Annotated in this window: 16 protein-coding genes; 11 read left to right on the forward strand and 5 right to left on the reverse strand. The window is 71.7% G+C overall.

What is annotated here, in order from left to right; all coding sequences use genetic code 11:
- Positions 1 to 306: 306 nt before the first annotated feature.
- Positions 307 to 1,221: a GGDEF domain-containing response regulator gene (locus tag VGC13_RS06990; protein ID WP_331124510.1), complete on the reverse strand. Its 915-nt coding sequence runs from the start codon at positions 1,219 to 1,221 to the stop codon at positions 307 to 309.
- 28 nt (positions 1,222 to 1,249) lie between these two features.
- Here VGC13_RS06990 and dacB point away from each other — a divergent pair, with 28 nt between their 5' ends.
- The 8 genes from dacB to VGC13_RS07030 all read left to right on the forward strand — a co-directional run bounded on the left by dacB (position 1,250) and on the right by VGC13_RS07030 (position 11,109).
- A complete protein-coding gene (gene dacB, locus VGC13_RS06995) occupies positions 1,250 to 2,779 on the forward strand; it encodes a D-alanyl-D-alanine carboxypeptidase/D-alanyl-D-alanine endopeptidase (protein WP_331124511.1) in 1,530 nt (509 codons plus the stop codon).
- 536 nt (positions 2,780 to 3,315) lie between these two features.
- Positions 3,316 to 4,038, forward strand: a complete 723-nt coding sequence (locus VGC13_RS07000) for an ABC transporter ATP-binding protein (protein WP_331124512.1) — start codon at positions 3,316 to 3,318, stop codon at positions 4,036 to 4,038.
- A complete protein-coding gene (locus VGC13_RS07005) occupies positions 4,038 to 6,122 on the forward strand; it encodes an ABC transporter permease subunit/CPBP intramembrane protease (protein WP_331124513.1) in 2,085 nt (694 codons plus the stop codon). The genes VGC13_RS07000 and VGC13_RS07005 overlap by 1 nt, the downstream gene beginning before the upstream one ends.
- Positions 6,122 to 6,397 carry an Lrp/AsnC ligand binding domain-containing protein gene (locus VGC13_RS07010; protein ID WP_331124514.1) on the forward strand — a complete coding sequence of 92 codons (276 nt, stop codon included), beginning with the start codon at positions 6,122 to 6,124 and terminating at the stop codon, positions 6,395 to 6,397. Before VGC13_RS07005 ends, VGC13_RS07010 begins: the two co-directional genes overlap by 1 nt.
- 113 nt (positions 6,398 to 6,510) lie before the next feature.
- Complete coding sequence (locus VGC13_RS07015; RefSeq protein ID WP_331124515.1) at positions 6,511 to 7,311, forward strand: carboxypeptidase regulatory-like domain-containing protein; 801 nt, start codon at positions 6,511 to 6,513, stop codon at positions 7,309 to 7,311.
- A 633-nt stretch (positions 7,312 to 7,944) separates the two neighbouring features.
- Positions 7,945 to 8,778, forward strand: a complete 834-nt coding sequence (gene lgt, locus VGC13_RS07020) for a prolipoprotein diacylglyceryl transferase (RefSeq protein ID WP_331124516.1) — start codon at positions 7,945 to 7,947, stop codon at positions 8,776 to 8,778.
- A gap of 76 nt (positions 8,779 to 8,854) precedes the next feature.
- Positions 8,855 to 9,715, forward strand: coding sequence for a metallophosphoesterase (locus tag VGC13_RS07025; RefSeq protein ID WP_331124573.1), 861 nt, complete (start codon positions 8,855 to 8,857; stop codon positions 9,713 to 9,715).
- Between the two features lie 467 nt (positions 9,716 to 10,182).
- On the forward strand, positions 10,183 to 11,109 hold the full coding sequence (locus tag VGC13_RS07030; RefSeq protein WP_331124517.1) for an alpha/beta hydrolase: 927 nt from the start codon (positions 10,183 to 10,185) through the stop codon (positions 11,107 to 11,109).
- Positions 11,110 to 11,623: 514 nt separating this feature from the next.
- Here the strand turns inward: VGC13_RS07030 and VGC13_RS07035 are convergent.
- Positions 11,624 to 14,011, reverse strand: coding sequence for a penicillin acylase family protein (locus VGC13_RS07035; RefSeq protein WP_331124518.1), 2,388 nt, complete (start codon positions 14,009 to 14,011; stop codon positions 11,624 to 11,626).
- Positions 14,012 to 14,439: 428 nt separating this feature from the next.
- Positions 14,440 to 15,873 carry a dicarboxylate/amino acid:cation symporter gene (locus VGC13_RS07040; protein ID WP_331124519.1) on the reverse strand — a complete coding sequence of 478 codons (1,434 nt, stop codon included), beginning with the start codon at positions 15,871 to 15,873 and terminating at the stop codon, positions 14,440 to 14,442.
- Positions 15,874 to 16,586: 713 nt separating this feature from the next.
- Here VGC13_RS07040 and alaS point away from each other — a divergent pair.
- The 3 genes from alaS (at position 16,587) to VGC13_RS07055 (ending at position 19,975) form a co-directional block, all read left to right on the forward strand.
- Complete coding sequence (gene alaS / locus VGC13_RS07045; protein ID WP_331124520.1) at positions 16,587 to 19,232, forward strand: alanine--tRNA ligase; 2,646 nt, start codon at positions 16,587 to 16,589, stop codon at positions 19,230 to 19,232.
- Positions 19,229 to 19,549 carry a hypothetical protein gene (locus tag VGC13_RS07050; RefSeq protein ID WP_331124521.1) on the forward strand — a complete coding sequence of 107 codons (321 nt, stop codon included), beginning with the start codon at positions 19,229 to 19,231 and terminating at the stop codon, positions 19,547 to 19,549. Before alaS ends, VGC13_RS07050 begins: the two co-directional genes overlap by 4 nt.
- Positions 19,550 to 19,717: 168 nt before the next feature.
- Positions 19,718 to 19,975 (forward strand): hypothetical protein, encoded by a 258-nt coding sequence (locus tag VGC13_RS07055; RefSeq protein ID WP_331124522.1) that lies wholly within the window; start codon positions 19,718 to 19,720, stop codon positions 19,973 to 19,975.
- 22 nt (positions 19,976 to 19,997) lie between these two features.
- Here VGC13_RS07055 and VGC13_RS07060 read toward each other — a convergent pair whose 3' ends face one another.
- Together VGC13_RS07060 and VGC13_RS07065 are read right to left on the reverse strand one after the other, a co-directional pair.
- Entirely contained in the window at positions 19,998 to 21,977 is a 1,980-nt protein-coding gene (locus VGC13_RS07060) for a hypothetical protein (RefSeq protein ID WP_331124523.1), read from the reverse strand.
- A gap of 239 nt (positions 21,978 to 22,216) precedes the next feature.
- On the reverse strand, positions 22,217 to 22,432 hold the full coding sequence (locus VGC13_RS07065) for a hypothetical protein (RefSeq protein WP_331124524.1): 216 nt from the start codon (positions 22,430 to 22,432) through the stop codon (positions 22,217 to 22,219).
- Positions 22,433 to 22,477: the final 45 nt, after the last annotated feature.

Below are 22,477 nucleotides of genomic sequence, written 5' to 3' on the forward strand. Positions count from 1 at the left end.
CGGCTACGACACGGGCGGACAGGGCCAGTGCCGGAGCGGTGCGGCGGGGCACCAGCAGCAGACAGTAGATTTCTCAGTCGGCGCGCCGGATTTCGTGCGAGCCGATGGTGCGGTGTGGCGCCTCCTTCGAAATGACAGACCAGCGCGACCGCAGGGATCTTAAACACACTCTCAGGCTCAGAATGACACCATTTGCCGGATTGGTATCTGTACTCCTTTGCGGATTCGCGCGCAAAAACATCGCCCCCGCGGGGCCCGGCTTTCGGGGCTCCCGCGGGGGCGATTAGATTGTGGGGCGTACGCCGGCTACAGCTCGGATTCGGCGATGCCGGCCGCGCCGGAGGCCTTGGCGCGGTGCTTGGCTTCGGCGACCCGCTCGCCCAGGTGCTCCATGCTGGTCCAGCGCGCCGGGTCCACGCGGATGACGGCGGCGGACAGGCGGGTAAGGCTGAACTCGCGCTCCACCCCCGCGCGGTCGGCGGCGCGGTACACCCCCGCGCGCACCGCGTCCTCGGGCACGTGTTTGGGAAGCGCCTGCGAAAAGCGCGCGCGGGCGATGCGGGCCTGCTCGCGCCCGTCGTCCGCGGGGCACACCAGGACGAAGTCGTCGCCGCCCACGTGGCCCACGAAGGTGTCGCTGCGCCCCTCGGCCGTGGCGGCGATGGAGCGGCCGGCCTCGCGGATGGCCTCGTCCGCCACCGCGAAGCCAAAGCGGTCGGCGAAGGGCTTGAAGTCGTCCAGATCGAAGTAGACCACGGAAAAGGGCGCCGCCTCCACCCGCCGCCGCTCGATCTCGCGCTGGATGGCCTCGCCGCCGGGAAGTCCCGTGGTGGGGTTGCGGTCCAGCGCGCGCTGGGCCTGGCGCAGCAGGGCGGTGACGCGGGCCAGCAGCTCGCGCGCGTCGAAGGGCTTGGCCAGGTAGTCGTCGGCCCCGGCCTCGAAGCCGCCCAGCCGGTCCTCGATGCGCGACTCGCCGGTCAGGATGAGGACCGGGACGTGCGCCACGCGCGGATCGTCCTTGATGGTGCGGCAGACGGTAAAGCCGTCCGGGTTGCCCATCCGGTAGTCCAGGATCACCAGGTCCGGCGCCGCGCGGCGCACCTCGGCCAGCGCGACGGTGCCGTTTTCGGCCACGCGCACCGAGTGCCCGGCGTGCCGAAGCAGGTCGCCGACCATCCGGCGCAGCTCGTCGTCGTCGTCCGCGAAAAGAATTTCGCTCATGCGGTCCCCACCCACCCCGATGACATCCGTGCCCATTCTCCGTCTGATGAATTCGCGCCGCGCCGGGGCCGCCCTGCTGGCCCTTGCGGCGATCGTGCCGCTCTCGGCGCAGGCGCCGCGCGGGGGCAATGTAGCAGCTTCACGCAGCTACGCCACTTCCGCGCCCGCGAATTCGCGGCTGGCCGCCCGCATCGACTCGGTGCTGGCGCGTCCGCACCTGGCGCGGGCGCACTGGGGCATCGAGGTGCGCGACGCATCCACCGGCCAGACGCTGTACGCGCGCAACGCCGAGCGGCTGTTCATCCCCGCCAGCAACCTCAAGCTCATCGTCTCCGCGGCGGCGGCGCACCACCTGGACCCGGAGCACCGCTTTCGCACCGGCCTGTACGCGGCGGGCACCGTGCGCGACGGCACGCTGGAGGGCGACCTGGTGCTCTACGGCCGCGGCGACCCCATGATCAGCGCGCGCTACTTTCCCAGCCGCACCGCGGTGTTCGACAGCCTGGCCGACTCGCTGCGGGCGCACGGCATCCGCCGCATCACGGGGGGGATCGTGGCGGACGAGAGCTGGATGGACGGCGAGTACGTGCGCGGCGACTGGGAGGCGTACGACCTGCGCTGGTGGTACGCGGCGCCGGTGGGGGCGCTGGGGTTCAACGACAACTCCATCGACTTCCGCATCGAGCCGGGCGCCGTAGCCGGGGCGCCGGCGCGGATCACGGGCTCGCCCGCCAGCGGCGCGTACACGCTGCAGAACGCGTCGCGCACCATTGCGTCGGGCGGGCGGCACACGTTCGACCTGGAGCGCGGACCGGGCCCTGGCGCCGTGCGCGCCTACGGGCAGATCCCGCTGGGCACGGGCGCCAGCAGCGAGTCGTTCGCGGTGGACAACCCGGCGCGGTGGACGGGCACGGTGTTCCGCGAGGTGCTGGAGCGCCGCGGGATCGAGGTGGGGCGCGACGCGGTGCGCATCGTCTCGGACCCGGCGTCGTCGACGATCGGCGGGCTGGCGCCGGTGGTGGAGTGGCGGTCGCCGCCGCTGCCGCAGGCCATTGGCCCGGTGCTGATGAACAGCCAGAACTGGTTCGCCGAGCTGCTGGTGAAGACGCTGGGGCGCGAGGTGCGCGGCGAGGGAAGCTGGAGCGCGGGGCTGGCGGTGGAGCGCGCGTTCCTGACGGACGTGGTGGGGATCGACTCGGCCGACTTCGTGCTGCGCGACGGGTCGGGCCTGTCCTCGGGCAACCTGGTGACGCCGCGGGCGCTGGTGCGGCTGCTGGACTACGTGCGCCGTACCCCGCGCCAGGCGGTCGTGCGCCGCGCGCTGCCGGTGTCGGGCGCGCAGGACGGCTCGCTGCGCAGCCGGCTTACGGACCTGCGCGGGCGGGTGGCGGCCAAGACGGGGTACATCGGCAACGTGGACTCGCTCAGCGGGTTCGTGACCATGCCGGACGGGCGCGAGGTGATCTTCTGCATCATCGCCAACGGAAGCGGCCAGCCGTCCGCGCGGATGAAGGCGGGGATCGATGACGTGGTGCGGGCGATCGCGGCGGCGGGGTGAAGGGGTGAAGGGGAACGCGATCTTACGCGGTTGCGCGACCCCACGCCACGGGCTAAAGCCCGCGGCTGGAAGGGCCATAAGCCCCGTCTCGGCGCCGCTCACGCGGCACCGAACGGGGCTTCAACCGCTCGTGATCCTCCGTCCACGCGCAACCCTCGCCCGTGGACGTGATCGAACCGCTCCGCCGGCACCTCCGCCCTTCGCCGCACCTCGGACGCCGCCCACGCGAGCGGGTGAAGCCCCGCCGGGCGAGCTCCGCGAGCCCAGGGCGGGGCTTATGGCATTTCCAGCCGCGGGCTTTAGCCCGTGGTCGGGGGGCGAGAACATCGCCCTCGGCACGACCATTCCCCGTTCACCCCTTCACCCCGTTCACCCGCCCACCCGCCCACCCGCCCACCCCTTCACCCGTTCACCCGTTCACCCGTTCACCGTCCCCCGCCTCGCCCTCCGACGCCGCGCGACATATCTTTCCGGCGCATCCCCACTCCCGCACTGACGCACTTCCGCACTCACGCACTCACGCACTCGCCCCTCCGTTGATCGAGTTCGACAACCTCTCCAAGTCCTACGGCGGGTTCGCGGCGGTGCGCGGGCTGTCGCTGCGCGTGGCGCCGGGAGAGGTGTACGCGCTCCTGGGCGCCAACGGGGCGGGGAAGACCACCGCGCTGCGCTGCCTGGCCACGCTGCTGGCGCCCACCGACGGCACGGCGCGCATCGGGGGATTCGACGCGCGCACGCATCCGCTGGAGGTGCGGCGCCGGCTGGGCTTTCTCGCGGCGTCGATGGGGCTGTACGCGCGCCTCACCGCCCGCGAGCTGCTGCGCTACTTCGCGCGGCTGCAGGGGGTGGCGGAGGACCAGCTGGAGGAGCGGGTGGAGGATGCGGTGCGGCGGTTCGCCATCGGCGACTTCGCGGACCAGCTGTGCGGGCGGCTGTCCACGGGGCAGCGGCAGCGGGTGAGCATCGCCCGCGCGGCGGTGCACGACCCGCCCGCGCTGGTGCTGGACGAGCCCACGCTGGGGCTGGACGTGCTGAGCGGGCAGGCCATCTACGACTTCGTGGCCGATGCGCGCACCCGCGGACGGGCCGTCCTCTTCAGCACCCACCACATGAGCGAGGTGGAGCTGCTGGCGGACCGCGTGGGGATCCTGGCCGGCGGACGGCTGGTGGAGGAGGGGACGGCGGACGAGATCGTGGCCCGCAGCGGCGAGCCCAACCTGGCCCGCGCCTTCCTCACCATCGCGCGGGGGGCGGCGTGATGCGCTGGACGACGGTGCGCACGGTGCTGGCGAAGGAGCTGCGCGAGACCATCCGCGACCGCCGCACGCTGTTCATGATGCTGGTGCTGCCCACGCTGCTGTATCCGGCCATCCTGGTGCTGGTGCAGCAGCTGGCCATCTTCGGGCAGAAGCGGCTGAGCGCCGAGCCGGCGAAGGTCGCGATCGCGGGGGCCGATCCCGCGCTGGTGCGGTTCATGGACGGCGACAGCGCCATCCGCGTCTTCAGCGCCGAGAGCGCCACGGTGGCGGCGGTGCGCGAAGGGAAGGTGGAGGCCGCCGTCCTCGTCACCGCGGCGCCGGCGCAGGCGGACGGCTCGCGCCACGCGCGCATCCTCTTCGATGCGTCGGACGACCGCTCGCGGCGCGCGCAGGAGCTGGCGGACGCGCGGCTGGACGCCTGGAGCGACACGCTGCTCGCGGTGCGACTGCGAAGCGCCGGGCTGCCGCCGACCTTCGCCACGCCGCTGGCGGTGGCGGACTCGTCCGTGGCCACGGCGGAGGAGGCGGGCGGATACGCGCTGGGCCGCTTCCTGCCGTTGATCTTGGTGATGATGACGCTGCTGGGCGCCTTCTACCCCGCCATCGACCTGGCGGCGGGGGAAAAGGAGCGCGGCACGCTGGAAACGCTGCTGACCGCGCCCGTCCCCGCGCACGAGATCGTGGCGGGGAAGTTCGCCGCCGTGGCGCTGATCGGGATGGCGGCGGCGGCGGCCAACCTGGCCAGCATGCTGCTGACCTTTCAGTCCGGCATCTTTCGCTTCGGCACGGCGGCGCAGATCCGCTTTACCATGCCGGCCGGGTCCGCGCTGCTGGTGCTGCTGGCGCTGGTGCCGCTGGCGGTGCTCTTCGCCGCCGTCTTCCTGGGGCTGGCGGTGCGCGCGCAATCCTTCAAGGAGGCGCAGAACGCGCTGACGCCGGCGCAGCTGGGGGCCACGCTGCCGCTGTTCATCGTCACCCTGCCGGGGATCGACTTTACCCCCGCGCTGGCGCTGGTCCCCGTCGTCGGAGTCGCGATGTTCTTCCGCGAGCTGATGACGGGCGATCCGCCGCTGGTTCCGTCGATCCTCTCCGTCCTGGCGACGATCGGGTACGCGGCGCTGGCGCTGGTGTTCGCCGCGCGGGCGTTCGGGCGCGAGGAGGTGCTGTTCGGCGGCGGGTCGGGGCAGGCGGTGAAGGGCGGGGGATGGGGGGAGCGGATGCGCGGCTGGCGGACGGCGGAGCGCGGCATTCCCCTTCCCGCGGAGGCGATGGCCTTTATCGCCGGCATCGCCCTGCTGTACTTTCACCTGGGGACGCGGCTGCAGGGGTCGCTGGGCGAGCGGGGGCTGCTCGCCTCGCAGTGGCTGCTCCTGGCCCTCCCCGCCGTCGCCTTCGCCGCGCTGGGGCCGTACGACGTGCGCAGGACGCTGGCGATCCGCGCCCCGTCGGCGCGGACGCTGCTGGCGGCGGCGATGATCGCGCTGGGGGGCATTCCCGTCGGCTGGCTGATCGTCTGGCTGGAGATGCGGATGTTCGAGGGCGGGCTGGAAAGCCTGATGCCGCTGCAGGAGATGCTGACGGCGGCGGACACGCGGCGCGCCCTCTGGCTGTTCTTCATCGCCGCGCTCACGCCGGCGGTGTGCGAGGAGCTGGTGTTCCGCGGCGTGCTGCTGCAGTCGCTGGGGCGCGAGATGCGGGGATGGACGGCGGTGGCGCTCTCGGCGGCCGTGTTCGGCGCCTTTCACCTTTCGTTCGAGACGGCGCTGCGCTTTTTGCCCACGGCGTTCATCGGCCTGCTGATGGGGTGGGTGGTCTGGCACTCGCGATCGATTTTCGCGAGTATGCTGATGCACCTGCTGAACAACGCCTTCGTGGTGGCGCTGTTGTGGCAGCCGGCGCTGCAGAAGCTGGCGTTCCGGGACGAAGAGCTGGCCTGGCCCACGGTGGCGGGGGGCGCGCTGCTGCTGGCCGCGGGATTGTGGCTGCTGCCCCGGCGCGCGGGCCCGCCCGCCGAAGCACCATCCACCGAAGCACCATCCACCGAAGCACCATCCACCGAAGTACCCCGAACGGGAGGAGTCTGATGGTTGCCGCCGTCGTGCTGATCCGCGCCGTTCCCGGCGACGTTCCCGCCCTGGCCCGCCGCATCGCGGGGATCGGCGGCGTGGCCGAGGTCTACTCCGTCTCGGGCGACTGGGACCTGATCGCGGTGCTGCGGGTGAAGGAGTACGACCGCATCGCCGAGATCGTGACCGAAGAGATCGCCCAGGTGCAGGGAATCGAGCGCACCAACACGCTCACGGCCTTTCGCGTGTACTCGCGGCAGGACCTGGAGCGCGCCTGGGACATGTTCGACTGAGCGCGGGCGCGCCGCTTGCGGCGCGTCAGAACCGCGCCGGGCGGGCCGTTCCCCCTGTGGGGAGCGCCGCCCGCCGCGGTCCCCTCCGCCACCCGTCGCCGGGAGGTCCCCTCATGCGCGCCCCACGCGTGCTCCTGCTGGCCGCCGCCGCGGCCCTCGCCCTCCTTTTGTCTCCGCCGGCAGACGCGCAGACGCTGGTGCGCGGCACGCTGCTGGACGCCGGCGGCGGCGGACCCATCCCCCGGGGCACGGTGGTGATCTCGGCCAACCGCGGCCGCTGGCAGCGCGCGGTGCAGACGGACAGCGCGGGCGGCTTTGCGTTCCACGACGTGAGCCCCGGGCCGTACCGCATGCGCGCCAGCCGCGTGGGGTACCGCGAGGTGGTGGGGGCGCTGGCGCTGTCGGCGGACTCGGTGGTGGAGCTGGAGGTGCGGCTGGCGGCGGCCAGCGTGGTGCTGGCGCCGGTGACGGTGGTGTCGCGCTCCACCCGCGACGTAAGCCCGGTGCTGCGCGGCTACTACGCGCGGATGCAGAACGGGGCCGGCCGCTTCATCACGAGGGAGGAGATCGAGGCGCGGCACCCGGTGCGGGTCACCGACATGCTGCGCAACATCCCCAACCTGAACGCGGCGCCGCAGCGGATGGGGCGGTCGGGGTCATCGTTCTCGCAGGGAAGCAGCGGCGACCGCTGCAGCGTGGTGTTCTTCGTGGACGGAATGCGGATCAACGAGCCGGGGATGTTCGGCGCGCGCGGCCGCGACCACCCCATCGACGACTACGTGAACGCCGAAGAGGTGGAGGGGATCGAGGTGTACCGCGGCGAGTCGGACACGCCGGCGGAGTTCACGACGCGGTGGGTGCAGTGCGGGACGATCGTGATCTGGACGCGGCGGGGGTTTTCGGAGCGAGGGTGAGCGGGTGAGCGGGTGAAGGGGTGAAGGGGTGAAGGGGTGAAGGGGTGAAGGGGATTCGGCTCGACGAAAGGGATCGTGCTGCGTCGGAGGCGGGCCCCTCCCCCGGCCCCAATAGGCGTTAACTTTAGCTCACCAAGTGTTTGGGTGTTGGCCGCTCAATGGCGTTTTGAGCGTGATCTACGCCACCGCCTTTGCACAAAGTGAGGGTTGCGAGCGCTTCAAATTGCTTAAGTTAGCGCCTATGCCCCCGGCCCCTCCCCCCTCGTTCCTCGGGGAGAGGGGAGCATTCGATTTCGCTTCGACGGGCTGTCGGGCGCGTCCGCCGGCGCCCCCTCCGCTCGCTTAGGCTCGCCCCTCCCCCAAACTGCTGGGGGAGGTTGAACTTCGATCCCGCTCCGAAAACTCTTTCGGGCGCGTCACCCTCCCCCGCGCTGTTTGCGGGGGAGGGCCGGGGTGGGGGGCGCTGGCGGACGCAGTTCGATCTCCTTCGCACCGCCACCAGCCGGATGCACTCATCTCCCCTCGCATGCCTTTACCGCGGGGGGAAATCGGCGTAAGTTTATGTGAGACAGGTGTTCCCATCCTCCGGGCGCACGCTGGCATCGGCACGTCCCCCACAGCCCGTCCCCCGCGATGTTCCCCATCCTGTTCGAGATCGGCGGCTTTCAGGTCACCAGCTTTGGCGCCAGCATCGCGCTGTCGTTTCTCGCGGCGGCGTGGCTCGTCGCGCGCAACCTGAAGCGGCAGGGAGAGAACCCCGAGTACGCGTGGGACCTGGCGGGGTGGGCGGCCATCGGCGGCATCCTGGGGGCCAAGATCTACTACCTGTTCCTGCACTTTGGCGAAACGGCGGCGAACCCCTGGGGCGCGCTGCTCTCGCGGTCGGGGCTGGTGTGGTACGGCGGGTTCATCGGGGGGGCGCTGGCGGTGCTGTTCCGGCTGTGGCAGCTCAAGCTGCCCATCTGGAAGTATGCGGATGCCGTGGCGCCCGGGCTGGCGCTGGGGTACGCCATCGGCCGCGTGGGCTGCTTCCTGGTCGGCGACGACTACGGCGCCCCGACCGACGCGCCCTGGGCCGTGGCCTTTCCGCAGGGCGCGCCGCCCTCCACCGCCGGCAACCTGCGCGCCTTTGGCGTGGACGTGCCCGCGTCCGTCCCCGACGGCACGGTGCTGGCGGTGCATCCCACGCAGCTGTACGAGACGGGGATGACGCTCATCGTGCTGGCGATCCTCATCCAGCTGCGCCCGCGGCTGGCGGCCACGCCGGGGCGGCTGTTCTTTGCGTGGCTGGCGCTGGCGGGAGTGGAGCGGTTCATCGTCGAGATCTTCCGCGCCAAGGACGACCGCTTTCTGGGGATGTTCTCGGTGGCGCAGCTCATCAGCGTGCTGCTGATCGCCACGGCGGCGGCGTTCTGGTTCACGCTGCAGCGCGGCGAGCGGGTGCCGGCCAAGTTCTCGCGCGCCTGAGCTGCGGACGCGCGATGCGCCCCATCCCGATCAGCCGGCCGGCGGACCCGCTCCGCCGGCCGGCTTTTCCGTGCGGATGAACCGCCGCCGCTTTCTCGCTCTCGCCGGGGGCTCCGCGGCGGCGGCGCTGGCGGCGGACGCGTCCATCGTGGAGCCGCGGCGCGTGGAGTTCACGCACCACGCGGCCAACGCGCGCACCTCGCCGGACCAGCGCGCGGTGCGCTTCGTCCAGCTTACGGACCTGCACCTTCACGAGGTCGGGGGGATGCACCGGCGGATCGCGGCGGAGGTCGGGCGGCTGGCGCCGGACTTCATCCTGCTGACGGGCGACTCGGTGGACCGGGCGGACGGGCTGCGCGATCTGGCGGCGTTCCTGGCGCTGCTGGACCGCGCTGCGCCCAAGTACGCCATCCTGGGCAACTGGGAGCACTGGGGCCGGGTGGACCTGGACGCGCTCGCGGCCGTCTACCGCGCCGCCGGCTGCCGGCTGCTGGTCAACGACTTCGCCGTGCACCGGGCGGGAGGGCGGTCCATCCGGCTCACGGGGCTGGACGACCTGATCGGCGGAACGCCGGACGCGGGGAAGGCGCTGGGCGGGCCGTCACAGGCCGACGCGCACCTGGTGCTGGCGCACTGCCCCGAGCACCGCGACCTGCTTCTGCACGCCGCCGCGCCTTCGGTGCTGAAGCGGCCGGCGTCGCCGTCCGCCTCGTTCCAGGGCGCCACGCTGATGCTGAGCGGCCACACCCACGGCGGGCAGGTGAACGTCTTCGGCTGGACGCCCGTGCTGCCGCGGGGGAGCGGGCGCTACGTGCGCGGCTGGTTTCGCGATGCCGGCCAGGTGCCGCTGTACGTGTCGCGCGGGATCGGCACGTCGGTGGCGCCGGTGCGCTTTGGCGCGCGGCCGGAGGTGGCGGTGTTCACGATGTGGGTGTGATGCAGGCGATGCGGGCGGCTCCGGCGCGTTCCGCGGGTTCCGGGAGCGAATGATGCTCGTTGCGATGCTAATCCGGTAACTTTTCGTCCGCCCGCGGGAGCGAATGAATTCGCCGCTGGAAAATCGCAAAGTCCGCCTTCGCGGACTCGGCGGCCCGGCGATAGATGGTGTCCCGAGCACCTGCGCGTCCGCAACGGATTGCGGCCGCGGGCGTGGAGGTGCGGCGAATGTTTACGAGAATTCCGAAGGTAGATTCCTCGGTCGCGCGCTGGCCTCTGCGTGGCGGATGGTGTGGAGCGGGCGCTCCCTCGGAATGACAGATGGGGTGTCGTTCGAGAGGAGATGCCGTTTTTCACACGGTCTGCGAGAATCCCTGTCATAAAATCCGCGGGTTCAGTCGTTAAGGCTGCGACGCCAGCCGCCATCTCCGGGCGGGGCTCGCAATCCAGCCTATCGACACCACTCTCATGAACATCCTCCACAGGTTCCACCGCATCGTGCTGCCCACGATGCTGATCGTTGCCGCCACCGCGTGCGATTCCAATCCGGTCGCCGCGCCGCGTGAGGCGGCGCTGGCGGACGCTGCGCCCGCCGCCGCGCACCAGGTGCAGCTGCGCGAGGTGACGCTGCCCAGCGGCGTGCGGCTGCAGTACGCCGAGACGGGCCGGCCCGACGGCGAGCCGATCATCCTGCTGCACGGCTACACCGACTCGTGGTTCAGCTACAGCCGCGTGCTGCCGCTGCTGGCGCCCAGGTACCGCGCCATCTCCATCACCCAGCGCGGCCACGGCGACAGCGACCGTCCGGGCAGCTACACCGGCGGCGACTTCGCGGCGGACGTCGACGCGTTCATGCAGGCGCTCGGCATCGAGCAGGCGACGGTGGTGGGGCACTCGATGGGCAGCTTCATCGCGCAGACGGTGGCGATCCGGTATCCGGAGCGCGTGAAGAAGCTGGTGCTGGTGGGGTCCGGGACGGTGGCGGCCAACGAGGTGATCCTGGGCCTGCGCGACGTGGTGCAGACGCTCACCGATCCCGTTCCGTACGACTTCGCCTACGAGTTCCAGGCGAGCACCGTCTTTCAGCCCGTCCCGCAGGACTTCCTGCAGACCGCCACGGGCGAGAGCCTGAAGCTGCCGGCGCAGGTGTGGAAGGACGTGCTGGACGGCCTGATCGCCACCGACAACGCGGCCGATCTGGACGAGATCATCGCGCCGACGCTGGTGATCTGGGGCGAGCACGACGGCATCTTTCCCCGCGCGGAGCAGGACGCGCTGATCGCGGCGATCCCCAACGCCACCCTCTCCGTCTACGCCGAAACCGGCCACGCGCCGCACTGGGAGCATCCGCGGGATTTCGCGAAGGAGCTGGAGAAGTTCGTAAAGGTGGACTGAGCGGCGCACCCCCTTCCAGGAGCGAATGAATTCGCCGCTGGAAAGGCGCGAAATCCGCCTTCGCGGATTGTAGCCGCAGGCGCGTCTCGCCTCAGCCGGCTCCGAGCCGGCCGAGGCGAGCGCCGGGCCAGATGAGCCGGGCCAGATGAGCGGGGCCAGATGAGCGGGTAAACCCGCTGCTGGGACTGCGATAAGCCCCGTCTCGGTTCGCTGCGCTCACCGAACGGGGCTTCACCTGCTCGCGTGGGCACGGTCCGAGGCGCGTGGATGGCCCGTCGTGGTGCAGGCGAGGTCCTTCGGTCGCGCGCCGGGTCTGGTGTAGAGGAAGGTCCGGCGCGGAGCTCCCTCAGGAAGTCAGGGTTGCGCGTGGCCGGAAGATCACGAGCGGTTGAAGCCCCGTTCGGCGACGCGTCAGCGTCGTCGAGACGGGGCTTCTCGCTTTTCCAGCAGCGGGTTTATCCGCTCATCCTCTCGCGCTCATCCCTCCCGTTCACCCCTTCACCCCTTCACCCCTTCACCCCCCGGGTCGCAGCGTCATCCGGCTGACGGCGCGCGCTTCGGCCTTGCCGCGGTCCAGCGGGATCCGCCAGAGGCGGCCTTCGCGCCACAGGGGCGTCTGGTCGCGGTAGTGGCGGCTGAAAGGGATGCCGCTCTGGCCCGTCGGGATCACGAACCCGCCGCCGCCGTCCGGATCGGCCATGTCGACCACGTGGCGCTGGCTGGCGCCGTACGCGTTGGCAAACGGCGGCTTGCGGCTTCCCCATCCGCTCACGTTGACCGTGTAGTACGATCCCGCGTTGGGAAAGGGGCCGATGTTCAGCTGGAACGCGCGGTCCAGCGCGGCCACCACGCCCATGGGGTGGCCGATGGAGGTGGTGTGCATCTCCCCCCACCGCTTTGCGCCCACCGCCTGCACCGCGGTGCGCATGGCGTCGGCGGCGAGGCCGTCCAGCGTCTCCGTCTGGGCCGTCGTCACGTCGTCCACCCACGTGCCGCCGCCCTGCGCCAGGATGCGGTCCAGCGTGGTGCGCGGAAAGTACACGTTTTTGCCGCGGAATTCGTCCGCACCCACGCGGGTGCGCAGCTCGTCGAACCAGGTGTAGAAGAGCGCCGCGCCGCGCGAATCCACCCGCGCCTCGCCGTTCCACGCGCGCAGCTCGCGGGCGGCGTCCGCCAGGCCGGCGGCGTCGGCGGCCCGCACGGCGCGCGGGAGGTGGCGCAGGGCGAAGAGGTCGCGCACGTCCATCTGCTGGCGCGCCACGTCCGCCGCCGTCAGCCCGCGGCCGGCCTCCACCATCTGGCGGATGCGGGCGGCGCGCCACGGCTCGGCCCAGTTGCTGGTGATGAGGTGCGGATACTCATCGCCCACCTGCCGGTTGTTGGCGGTGACGACGAAGCCGTCCGCCGGGTTCAGCACGTGCGGATGCTGGTCGAACGAGAGCCATCCCGTCCAGTCCGCCGCGCCCGTCCACCCCGGCTGCGGCAGCACCCCGTCGCCGCTGCGGCGGATGGGGACGCGGCCCCCCATCCAGTACCCGAACCGCCCCTCGCGGTCGGCGAAGACCACGTTCTGGTGCGGGTTGTTGAAGCCGCGCAGCGCGGTGGTGAACTCGTCCGCGTTGCGTGCCGTGTTCATCCCCAGCAGCGCCACCACCTCCGTCGACGGCTCGTACGCCGTCCACTGCATGGCCAGCACGCGGCTGCCGCCCCGCTCGTCCGCGTCGCTGAGCACGGGCCCGTGGCGCGTCGTCCGCACGTTGTGCACGATCGGCTGCCCGCCCTTTACCTGGATGGTCTCGGGGCGGACGGTCATCTCGGCCCAGCCGCCGGGGGTGCGGTAGCGGCCGGGGTGGGTTGAATCCACCTGCTCGATGAAGAAGTCGACGTCGTCCACCATGGCGTTGGTGTAGCCCCACGCCACGCGGTCGCTGTGCCCGGCCACGACGACGGGGACGCCGGGGAGTGTCATCCCCGCCACGTTGAAGGCGCCGCCGTGCAGCGCGGCCAGGTACCAGATGGACGGCGCCCGCAGCCCCAGGTGCATGTCGTTGGCGAGGATGGGTTTTCCCGACCTGGTCCGCGATCCGCCGATGACCCACGAGTTGGAGGCGTTGGACGCGCTCACCGTCTCCAGCAGCTCCAGCGCGAGCTTCGGCACGTCGGGGAGGGGAACCTGGCCCACGCGCGGGGACGGGGCGGGGGAGAGCGGCCGCGGGGGCGCGCCGCGGCCCTGCCACTGCGCGTCGGCGCCCAGGATGGTGACGCCGGAGTCGGGGTAGAAGGGAAAGAGCTCGCGGGCCCGGTCGGCGCCCACGTTGTCCACGGCGCGCTGCAGGTTCAGCCCCAGCTCCCAGTCCGCCAGGTCCCACGCCATGATCTTGGCGATGGAAAGGGTGTTGCGGACGGTCCACGGCTCGGGCTTGAAGCGCAGGGTGACGAACTCCGGCGGCAGCGGACCGCCGTGGCCGCGCATCCACGCGTTCACGCCGTCCGCGTACGCCTGCAGCGCCCGCCGGTGCTCGGGGGCCAGCCGCGCCTCGTTCTGCGCCGCGCTGCGCCCCATCCCCACGGTGCGCAGGAACTTGTCGGTATCCACCAGGTCCGCGCCCAGGATCTCCGCCAGCCGCCCGTCGGCCACGCGCCGGAACATCTCCATCTGAAAGAGGCGGTCCTGCGCGTGCACGTAGCCCATGGCGCGGAACAGGTCTTCCTCGTTCCGGGCCCACACGTGCGGCACGGCCAGCGAGTCGCGCCACACCTCGACCGGCGCGCGCAGCCCCGCCAGCGCCGCCCCGCGCGAGGGGTCCGGCTGCGAGCGCCCCAGCCACCACCGCCCGCCCAGAACGGCGATCAGCAGCAACGCGAACAGCCCCGCGAGAACGTAGAGCAGCTTTCTGAGCATGGGATGCGGACGGACGTGGCGGGTGGGGCGGATGCGCGATGCGATGCGGATGATGGGGGAGAATGCGGTGCGCGGGCGGGTGCGGTCAAGGCGGGGGGCTCGCCATCTGGGCCGCCACGGGCTAAAGCCCGCGGCTAGAAATGCCATAAGCCCCGCCCTGGGCTCGCGGAGCTCGCCCGGCGGGGCTTCACCTGCTCGCGTGGGCGGTATCCGAGGCGCGGGCGAAGGCCGAAGTGCCGCCGGACCGTTCGATCGCGTCCGTGCGGAGGGACGCCGCGTGGATGGAGGATCACGAGCGGTTGAAGCCCCGTTCGGTGCCGCGTGAGCGGCGCCGAGACGGGGCTTATGGCCCTTCTAGCCACGGGCTTTAGCCCGTGGCGGTTCAACCGGTGGCGGCCTCAACCCGTGGCGGCCCGGTTCACAACGACCTACACCACCGCCGCCGCGCGCGGGATGGCCGCGGAGCCGGGCTCGTCGAGCAGCGGATAGCCCTCGGAGCGCGCGACGTAGGTGGCGATGGTGATGTCGCCGGCCACGTTCAGCGTGGTGCGGCACATGTCCAGGATGCGGTCCACGCCCAGGATGATGCCGATGAGCGCCGGGTTCACCCCGATGCCGGCCAGCACCACGATGATGAACGGAATGGACCCCGACGGCACCCCCGCCGTGCCGATGCCGCCGATGATGGCCATGTACGCCACCGTGATCTGCTGCGCCAGCGACAGGTCAACCCCCGCGACCTGCGCCAGGAACAGCACCGTGACCCCCTCGTACAGCGCCGTCCCGTTCTGGTTGGCCGTGGCGCCCACGGTGAGCACGAACGAGTTGATCTGCGGGGGCACGCCCAGGTTCTGCTCGCTCACCCGCAGCGCCGTGGGGAGCGTGGCGTTGCTGGAAGAGGTGCTGAACGCCGTCAGCATCACCGTCTTGATCCGCCGGAAGAACTCCACCGGGGAGATCTTCGACAGCAGCTTCACGGAGAGCGAGTACACGCCGAACATCTGGATGGCGAGCCCCAGCAGCACCGTGAGCATGAACCACGCAAGCGTGCCCAGAAGATCGAGCCCGAACCCCGCCGTGTTGGCGAACAGCAGGGCGAACACGGCGATGGGCGCCATCTTCATGATGATCTCGATGAGCTTTACCGAGATCTCGAAGAGCGACTCCATCACCTTGAGGAACGGCGCCACCACCGCCGCGCGCACCAGGGTGCACGCCACCCCCAGCGCCAGCGCGAAGAACATCAGGTGCAGCAGGTTGGGCGTGGGGCCCGCTACGGCGTGGATGGGATTGGCCGGGATCAGCGTCTCCACCACTGTGGTGAGCCGCGGGGTCGGCGCCGCGGGCTTGTCGGCGACGGTGGCCTCCACGCGCGCCTGCGCCTGCTCGCCGTAGCGGGCCTTCAGCGCGGCCTCCGTCGTCGCCGACACGCGGTCGCCCGGGCGGATGGTGTTGGCCAGCGTGATGCCGATGACCACCGAGATGGCGGAGACGACCAACGTGTAGCCGAACGCCTTGGCCCCCACGCGCCCCAGCTTGCGCACGTCCCCCACTCCCGCGACGCCCACCACGAGCGCGGAGAAGACCAGGGGGATGACGATCATCAGCAGCAGCCGCACGAACAGCCCGCCGATGGGCTGGGCAAGGTTGCGCACCACCCACGCCAGGGCGGGGTCGTCCGCGCCCATCACGGCGTTGGCGGCAAGGCCCAGCCCGGCGCCCGCCACCAGCCCGATCAGGATCTTGGTGTGCAGCGGCATTCCGCTCGGCTTGTCGTCCGTGCGGTCGTCCAGGTCCGTGTCCACCTCGCGCTCGAAGGCGTCGGGTGCCGGGCGCCGGGTGCCTCTCGTCTCGTCTTCCATCCGTCTGCGTATGTCGATTCCGGGAAAAAGCGCCCCGCGTGCCGGCGCACCGCCGCGCGTCCGCCGTCGCCATCAATCCTGATCCACCGCGCGTGAAGCGTGACAGATTCACCCCCGCGCGCTCTCCGCGCAAGCCGGACGGCGCTCGCCGATCCGCATCATCAACGCATTGAGGCGGCGAATGTACCGCCGCGGCATCGCGATAGGTCCACACTGGCGGGTTGATGCACGCGGGTTGATGCCCGTTGCGGGCGGGGCGATGCACGGGTTGTTCGCCAATGCCGGCGGGGCAATGCACGCGGGTTGAAGCCCCCGCCGGGCGAGCTCCGCGAGCCGCCACGGGCTAAAGCCCGCGGCTGGAAGGGCCATAAGCCCCGTCTCGGCGCCGCTCACGCGGCACCGAACGGGGCTTCAACCGCTCGTGATCCTCCGTCCACGCGCAACCCTCACCCGTGGACGCGCTCGAAGGAGTCCCGCGGCACCTGCCCGCTCGCCGCAACTCGGACCCTGCCCACGCGAGCAGGTGAAGCCCCGCCGGGCGAGCTCCGCGAGCCCAGGGCGGGGCTTATGGCATTTACAGCCGCGGGCTTCAGCCCGTGGCGGCGCCGCACCCCCCGTTCACCCCATCACCGCCGCCACACCTTGAGACGCACGCGCACCGCGCGTTATGTTATCCAGTTCCACGCCTTCGCAAGCCCGTACCTGACGGATACATGCGCGCCGACGAAATCCGCTCCCGGTTCCTGGACTACTTTGCCCGGCAGGGCCACGCCGTGCGCCCCTCGTCCACCCTGGTGCCCAAGGACGACCCCACCCTGCTGTTCACCAACGCGGGGATGGTGCAGTTCAAGAAGGTGTTCCTGGGGATGGAGCAGGTGCCCTTCAGCCGCGCGGCCACCAGCCAGAAGGTGGTGCGCGCGGGCGGCAAGCACAACGACCTGGAGGCGGTGGGGGTCACGGCCCGGCACCAGACCTTCTTCGAGATGCTGGGCAACTTCTCGTTCGGCGACTACTTCAAGCGCGACGCCATCCGCTTTGCCTGGGAGCTGATGACGGTGGACTACGGCATCGACCCCGACCGGCTGTGGGTCACCGTTCACCACACCGACGACGAGGCAAGGCGGCTGTGGCTGGAGATCGCCGGCATCAGGCCCGAGCGCATCTTTGGCCTGGGCGACAAGGACAACTTCTGGCAGATGGCCGACACGGGCCCCTGCGGCCCCTGCTCCGAGATCCACTACGACCGGCGGCCGGAGGGCACGCGCGGCACGGCGGTCACGCGCGAGGAGTTCGAGGAGCTTACCGAGAAGGGCGAGATCCTGGAGTTCTGGAACCTGGTCTTCATGCAGTACGACCGCGACGCGGACGGCGAGCTGCACCCGCTGCCGGCGCCGTGCGTCGACACGGGGATGGGGCTGGAGCGCCTGTGCAGCATCCTGCAGGGCGTGGACACCAACTACCAGACGGACCTGTTCACCGACGTCATCGCCCGCGCGGTCGAGGTGGTGGGCGTGCCGTACGACTACCACACGCCGCAGGGCGTTTCGTATCGCGTGCTGGCGGACCACGCGCGCGCCGCGGCGTTCCTGCTGGCGGACGGCGTGTTCCCGTCCAACGCGGGCCGCGGCTACGTGCTGCGCCGCATCCTGCGCCGCGGGGTGCGCCACGCCTGGCTGCTGGGCCGCCGCGAGCCCACGCTGGTGGAGATCGTGGAGACCGTCATCGACCAGATGGGCGTGGCGTATCCGGAGCTGATGGCGCGCCGCGAGTACATTACCCGCAACGTGCGGGGGGAGGAGCTGGCGTTCCTGGACCGCATCGACGCGGGCCTCAAGCTGTTCGACCAGCTGGCGCCGGTGGGCGGATCCGGGACGGTGGCGGGGGCGGACGCCTTCAAGCTGTACGACACCTTCGGCTTTCCCGTGGACCTGACGGAGCTGATGGCGCACGAGCGCGGCTACGAGGTGGACCTGGAGGGCTTCGACGCGGCGCTCGAGGCGCAGCGCGCCCGCAGCCGCGCCGACCGGGCGAAGGCCGGCATCGGCGTGGAGGCGGACGCGCTGGCCATGGGGTGGGAGGAAGTGCCCGAGGCGGAGGGCGCGGAGCAGGACTACGCGGCCTACCGGGCCACGGCGCTGGAGACGGACGTGCTGGCGTTCCGGCGGATGGAGGACGGCCGCATTGCCCTGCAGCTGCGCGAGAACCCGTTCTACGCCGAGAGCGGCGGCCAGGTGAGCGACCGCGGCCACGTGCGCGGCGACGGCTGGACGCTGGCGGTCACCGAGGTGCGCAAGGTCGCCGGCCGCATCGCCGTGGTGGGCGCGGTGGAGGGCGACTTCGTCCCCGGCACCGTGACGGCGGAGGTGGAGGAGCCGGTGCGGCGCGACACGGAGCGCAACCACACGGCCACGCACCTGCTGCACGCGGCCCTGCGCCGCGTGCTGGGCGACCACGTGCACCAGCAGGGATCGGTAGTGGAGCCCGGCCGCCTGCGCTTCGACTTCGCCCACACGGGGCCCATGACCCCGGACGAGATCGCCGAGGTGGAGGGGCTGGTGAACGAGGCCATCTGGGCCAACCAGGACGTCTGCACGCTCGAGATGGGCTACCAGGACGCCATCGGCCGCGGCGCCATGGCGCTGTTCAGCGACAAGTACGGCGACGTGGTGCGGGTGATCGAGATCCCCGGCGTGTCGATGGAGCTGTGCGGCGGCACCCACGTGCGCACCACGGGGCAGATCGGCCTTTTCCGCATCGCCGCCGAGACGGGCGTGGCGGCGGGGGTGCGGCGTATCGAGGCGGTGACGGGGCGTGCGGCGTTCGAGCGCGTCCGCCGCGACGAGGCCACGCTGCGCCAGGCCGCCGCCGTCCTCAAGACCAAGGAGGAAAACCTGCTGCCGCGCATTCAGCAGGTGGTGGAGCAGACGCGCGAGCTGCAGAAGCAGCTGGAAAAGGCGCGCGCCGGCGGCAGCGCCGACGCGGTGCAGACGCTGCTGGATTCCGCGGTTTCGGTGGATGGGGTGCGCGTGGTGGCGTCCGCCGGCGCCTTCGGCAGCGTGGACGAGACCAAGGCGCTGGGCGATCGCCTGCGCGAGAAGCTGGGGAGCGGCGTCGCGGTGCTGGCGTCGACGGACGGCGAAAAGCCGATGCTGGTGGCGGTGGTGACGGACGACCTGATCCAGCGCGGCATCCGCGCCGACGCCGTGGTTCGTGAGGTCGCGGCGATCGTGGGCGGCAAGGGAGGCGGCAAGCCTCACATGGCGCAGGCCGGCGTGGGCGACCCGTCGCGCGTCTCCGAGGCGCTGGCGGCGGTGGCCGACGTGGTGCGCCCGCTGCTTGGCGCCGGCGCGCCCGCGTGACGGCTGCGGAGGCGTGGGTGCGCGGGCGGCTGGCGGACACGCCGCCCGCGCTGCTGGAGGCCATGCTCGCCGCGCTCCCGGACGATCCCGATCGCCCGGTGGCGGACGCGCTGGCGGAGGGCGCGCTGGCGCTCTACGCGCGGCTGCTGGCGGGCGGCGCGGGCGCGCCGCGGGAGGATGCGCTGCCGCTATTGGCCGCGGACGCGCTCATCACGCACGCGCTTGAGGCCCAGGCGCAGGCCGATCCGGACGGCGTGTCCGCGCTGGCGGAGCGCATCGGCGCGGCGGGGGCGCTGGCGGGGCTGGGCGCGGGATGACGAGGGTACCCGATCCGCACGAACGATCTCTGTCATTTCATCCGCGAAAAGCGGGAAGGTACAGAGGAACAGACAAAAGCCAGAGGAGCAGAGGAAGACCCGTTGTCCTCTGTTCCTCTGGCTGTTCTCTGCCCCTCTGTACCCTCGCCGTTGCTTTACCGGACGCGTATGAGTAGCCGCGGCTCGATCATCTTCCTGATCTGGTTCGCGTCGCTGGCCGCGTTGCTGGTGTGGTTCTCGGGGCGGGAGCCGGAGTGGGCGGCGCCGCTGACGCTGATGCTGCTGGGCGTGCTGACGGCGGCCGGGGCCTGGTTCACGCCGGGGACGGAGCCGCGGCGCGTCCGGGGCGGGGTCCGCCTGCGTCTGGGCGTGGTGGCGGCGGTGCTGGGGCTGATGATGCTGCTGCGCGCGCTGGGCCGGCTGTAGCCCCGCGCGGACCGGACCGCCTTTACTCCCCCACCACGAAGCTGTTCGCCCCCAGGCAGGTCTGCCTGGGCAGCAGCGGCATGGTGCGCTGCACGGTGATGCGCGCGCCCACCAGCGGCGCGCCGTCCGCGCGCAGCTCCACGCCGTGCAGGCGGCCCGTCTCACTCATCTTCACCGGCGGTCCCACCCTGCCGTCCGCAAAGACGGGTGCCGCCAGCATCACCGCGCCCGGCGACCGGGCGACCCGCGCGACCATCACCTGCGCCGCCCCGCGCGCGGGAAAGCGCAGCCGGAGCGCCGCGCCCGCGTCGCAGTAGCGCCAGCCGGCGACCGCGGGCTCCACCTGGTGGGCCACGGCGCGCGCGGTGGCGTTCTCGTACAGCGAGACGGTAACGCCGCCGCCCCCCTCCCAGCGCGCACGGGCCAGCCGGAGCAGCGCGCCGTGCTGGTACAGCCAGGGCGCGGGGGATTCCGGCGGGCCGGCATCCAGGCACTCGTTCGTGTGCGCCACCACCACCCACCGGTGCCGGGGCAGCTCCTCGGCCCACCAGGGGGTGCGCACCATCCGCCCCTCGCACGGAACCGGGTGCAGCATCGTCTCGGGCTGCTGGAGCGCCGCCAGGACGTACGTGTTCCAGTAGCCGCCCAGCAGTGGCGCGCCGGGCGCCCGCACCTCCAGGCGGGCCGCCATCCTCACCGTTGCGTTGGGACGCGGTGGTTGCGCCGCCGGCACCCGCAGCGCACCCACCACCAGCCCCGCGGCGCCCGCCACCGCCAGCACCTGCCGCCGCCGGGGCGCCAACGGGGGCAAGCTCGCGGCAAGGCCCGCCAGCGTGAGCAGCCCCGCCAGCGCCCCGAAGACGAAGACGAGCGAAAAGTAGCGCTCGGCGAAGTGGTTCACGCGTACGTGGCGCACCAGCACGAACACCGGCAGCTGGGCGGCCGCCAGCGCCCAGCAGGCCAGCACCAGCGCCGCGCCCTCCACCCGCCACCCGGGCTCCCGCCCGCCGCGCGCCCGCCAGAGCACGGCCACGGCGGCGAACGCCCCGGCCGTCGCCACCAGCAGCAGGGGCATGGAGTCGGATTCGGCCAGCGTCTTCGCCACCCGCCGCGCGTTGTCCGCCAGGTGGCCCCGGTCCAGCACCAGGCCGGTGCGAAAGTACTCCCCGTACCGCGCGTAGGAGTACTGGTCGAAGGCGGCGCGCAGCACCCGCTCGCCGACCATGGCCGCGGCCACGGCCATCCCTCCCTCCCCCAGCCGCCGGAGCAGCGAGCGGCCCGGCGCGGCGTCCAGCACCCGCCCGCGGACGGCCTCGATGCCGGCGACGATCATCAGCAGCGGCCCGCTCAGCGGCGACATCCAGTGCGCCAGGAACGCGGCAAACGCGGTGGCGGCGCGCAGAATCCACCGGCCCCGCCCAGCGGATGCCGGCCGCTCGGCCAGCCTCCGCAGCCCCCACCACGCCAGCATCAGCGCCGTGATCTGCCAGGCGTAGGGATGCGCGGCGTCGAACAGCCAGAAGCGCGAATCGCGGCTCCCCACCAGGACGGCGGCCATCAGTCCCCCCGCCGCCCACCCCCAGGCCCCCGCCAGGCGCACCATCACCACGGCCGCCGCCAGCACCCAGGCCGTGCCCACCAGGTGCAGCGCCGCGTAGTCGAACGGGTGGCCACGGAGCTGGCCAATCCCCCGCATCAGCAGCACGTGCCACGCGCCCAGCCGGTCCTGGCCCCAGTAGTATACGTCGAACAGGCTCCACTCCCGGGCGCGCATCATCAGCACCGGGATGGCCAGGTCCGAGTTGAACGACGACGGGCGGGGAAAGATCGCGCGGCTGATCCACGGCGCGGCGAGCACCGGCAGGCACACCAGGACCGCGGCCCGCAGCAGCCGCATCCAGCCGCCCTCGCGAGCGGCCGCCGCGGGCGGTGCGTGCACCCGCCGGCGCGGCGTCTCGATCGCGTCCGCGGGCCTGCCGCTCGTCGTGGTTGAGTCCGTCATGGGTGTGGACAGGAAAGCCGGATCGTGACTTGATGCGAGCAATCAAAAAAAGGCTGGCAGCGGGACCGATAGATACACCCGCCGGGATCACCCGGCAAGAAACCCCCGGCGGCGGTGCGCGTCTCGCCGAGCCGGTTGCGGCAGTGGGATCCGGGGATGCAAAAGAGTGGCGGGGCGGGCGCCGATGCGCCCACCCCGCCTTTTCCTTCAACCTGCGTGCTGCGTCCGCGCGCGTGCGATCAGCAGGGCTCGACGGCGGTGCAGGCGATGCCGCAGCTGCCACAGTCGGTGTACTGCGCGCTGGGCACCGGGCAGTCGTACGTGCAGGCGATGCCGCAGGTGACGCACTCCGAGTAGTTCTTGCTGGGCTTCAGCGCGGCCGCGTACGAAAGGTCGCCGACGCCGTTGGTCTCGAAGGTCTCGACGGTCAGCGATTCCAGCGAAAGCTTGCTCATGGGATATACCCTTGTCCATGCAGTTCATATCAGTGGGCCGGGCGC

Source organism: Longimicrobium sp. (assembly GCF_036399255.1).
Classification (GTDB): Bacteria; Gemmatimonadota; Gemmatimonadetes; order Longimicrobiales; family Longimicrobiaceae; genus Longimicrobium.

What these genes read in the sequence shown, in the direction of transcription:
- VGC13_RS06990 (WP_331124510.1), bottom strand. Translation starts at nt 1,221, where the DNA reads ATGAGCGAAATTCTTTTCGCGGACGACGACGACGAGCTGCGCCGGATG.
- VGC13_RS07005 (WP_331124513.1), top strand. Translation starts at nt 4,038, where the DNA reads ATGCGCTGGACGACGGTGCGCACGGTGCTGGCGAAGGAGCTGCGCGAG.
- VGC13_RS07010 (WP_331124514.1), top strand. Translation starts at nt 6,122, where the DNA reads ATGGTTGCCGCCGTCGTGCTGATCCGCGCCGTTCCCGGCGACGTTCCC.
- VGC13_RS07015 (WP_331124515.1), top strand. Translation starts at nt 6,511, where the DNA reads ATGCGCGCCCCACGCGTGCTCCTGCTGGCCGCCGCCGCGGCCCTCGCC.
- lgt (WP_331124516.1), top strand. Translation starts at nt 7,945, where the DNA reads ATGTTCCCCATCCTGTTCGAGATCGGCGGCTTTCAGGTCACCAGCTTT.
- VGC13_RS07025 (WP_331124573.1), top strand. Translation starts at nt 8,855, where the DNA reads ATGAACCGCCGCCGCTTTCTCGCTCTCGCCGGGGGCTCCGCGGCGGCG.
- VGC13_RS07030 (WP_331124517.1), top strand. Translation starts at nt 10,183, where the DNA reads ATGAACATCCTCCACAGGTTCCACCGCATCGTGCTGCCCACGATGCTG.
- VGC13_RS07035 (WP_331124518.1), bottom strand. Translation starts at nt 14,011, where the DNA reads ATGCTCAGAAAGCTGCTCTACGTTCTCGCGGGGCTGTTCGCGTTGCTG.
- VGC13_RS07040 (WP_331124519.1), bottom strand. Translation starts at nt 15,873, where the DNA reads ATGGAAGACGAGACGAGAGGCACCCGGCGCCCGGCACCCGACGCCTTC.
- alaS (WP_331124520.1), top strand. Translation starts at nt 16,587, where the DNA reads ATGCGCGCCGACGAAATCCGCTCCCGGTTCCTGGACTACTTTGCCCGG.
- VGC13_RS07055 (WP_331124522.1), top strand. Translation starts at nt 19,718, where the DNA reads ATGAGTAGCCGCGGCTCGATCATCTTCCTGATCTGGTTCGCGTCGCTG.
- VGC13_RS07060 (WP_331124523.1), bottom strand. Translation starts at nt 21,977, where the DNA reads ATGACGGACTCAACCACGACGAGCGGCAGGCCCGCGGACGCGATCGAG.
- VGC13_RS07065 (WP_331124524.1), bottom strand. Translation starts at nt 22,432, where the DNA reads ATGAGCAAGCTTTCGCTGGAATCGCTGACCGTCGAGACCTTCGAGACC.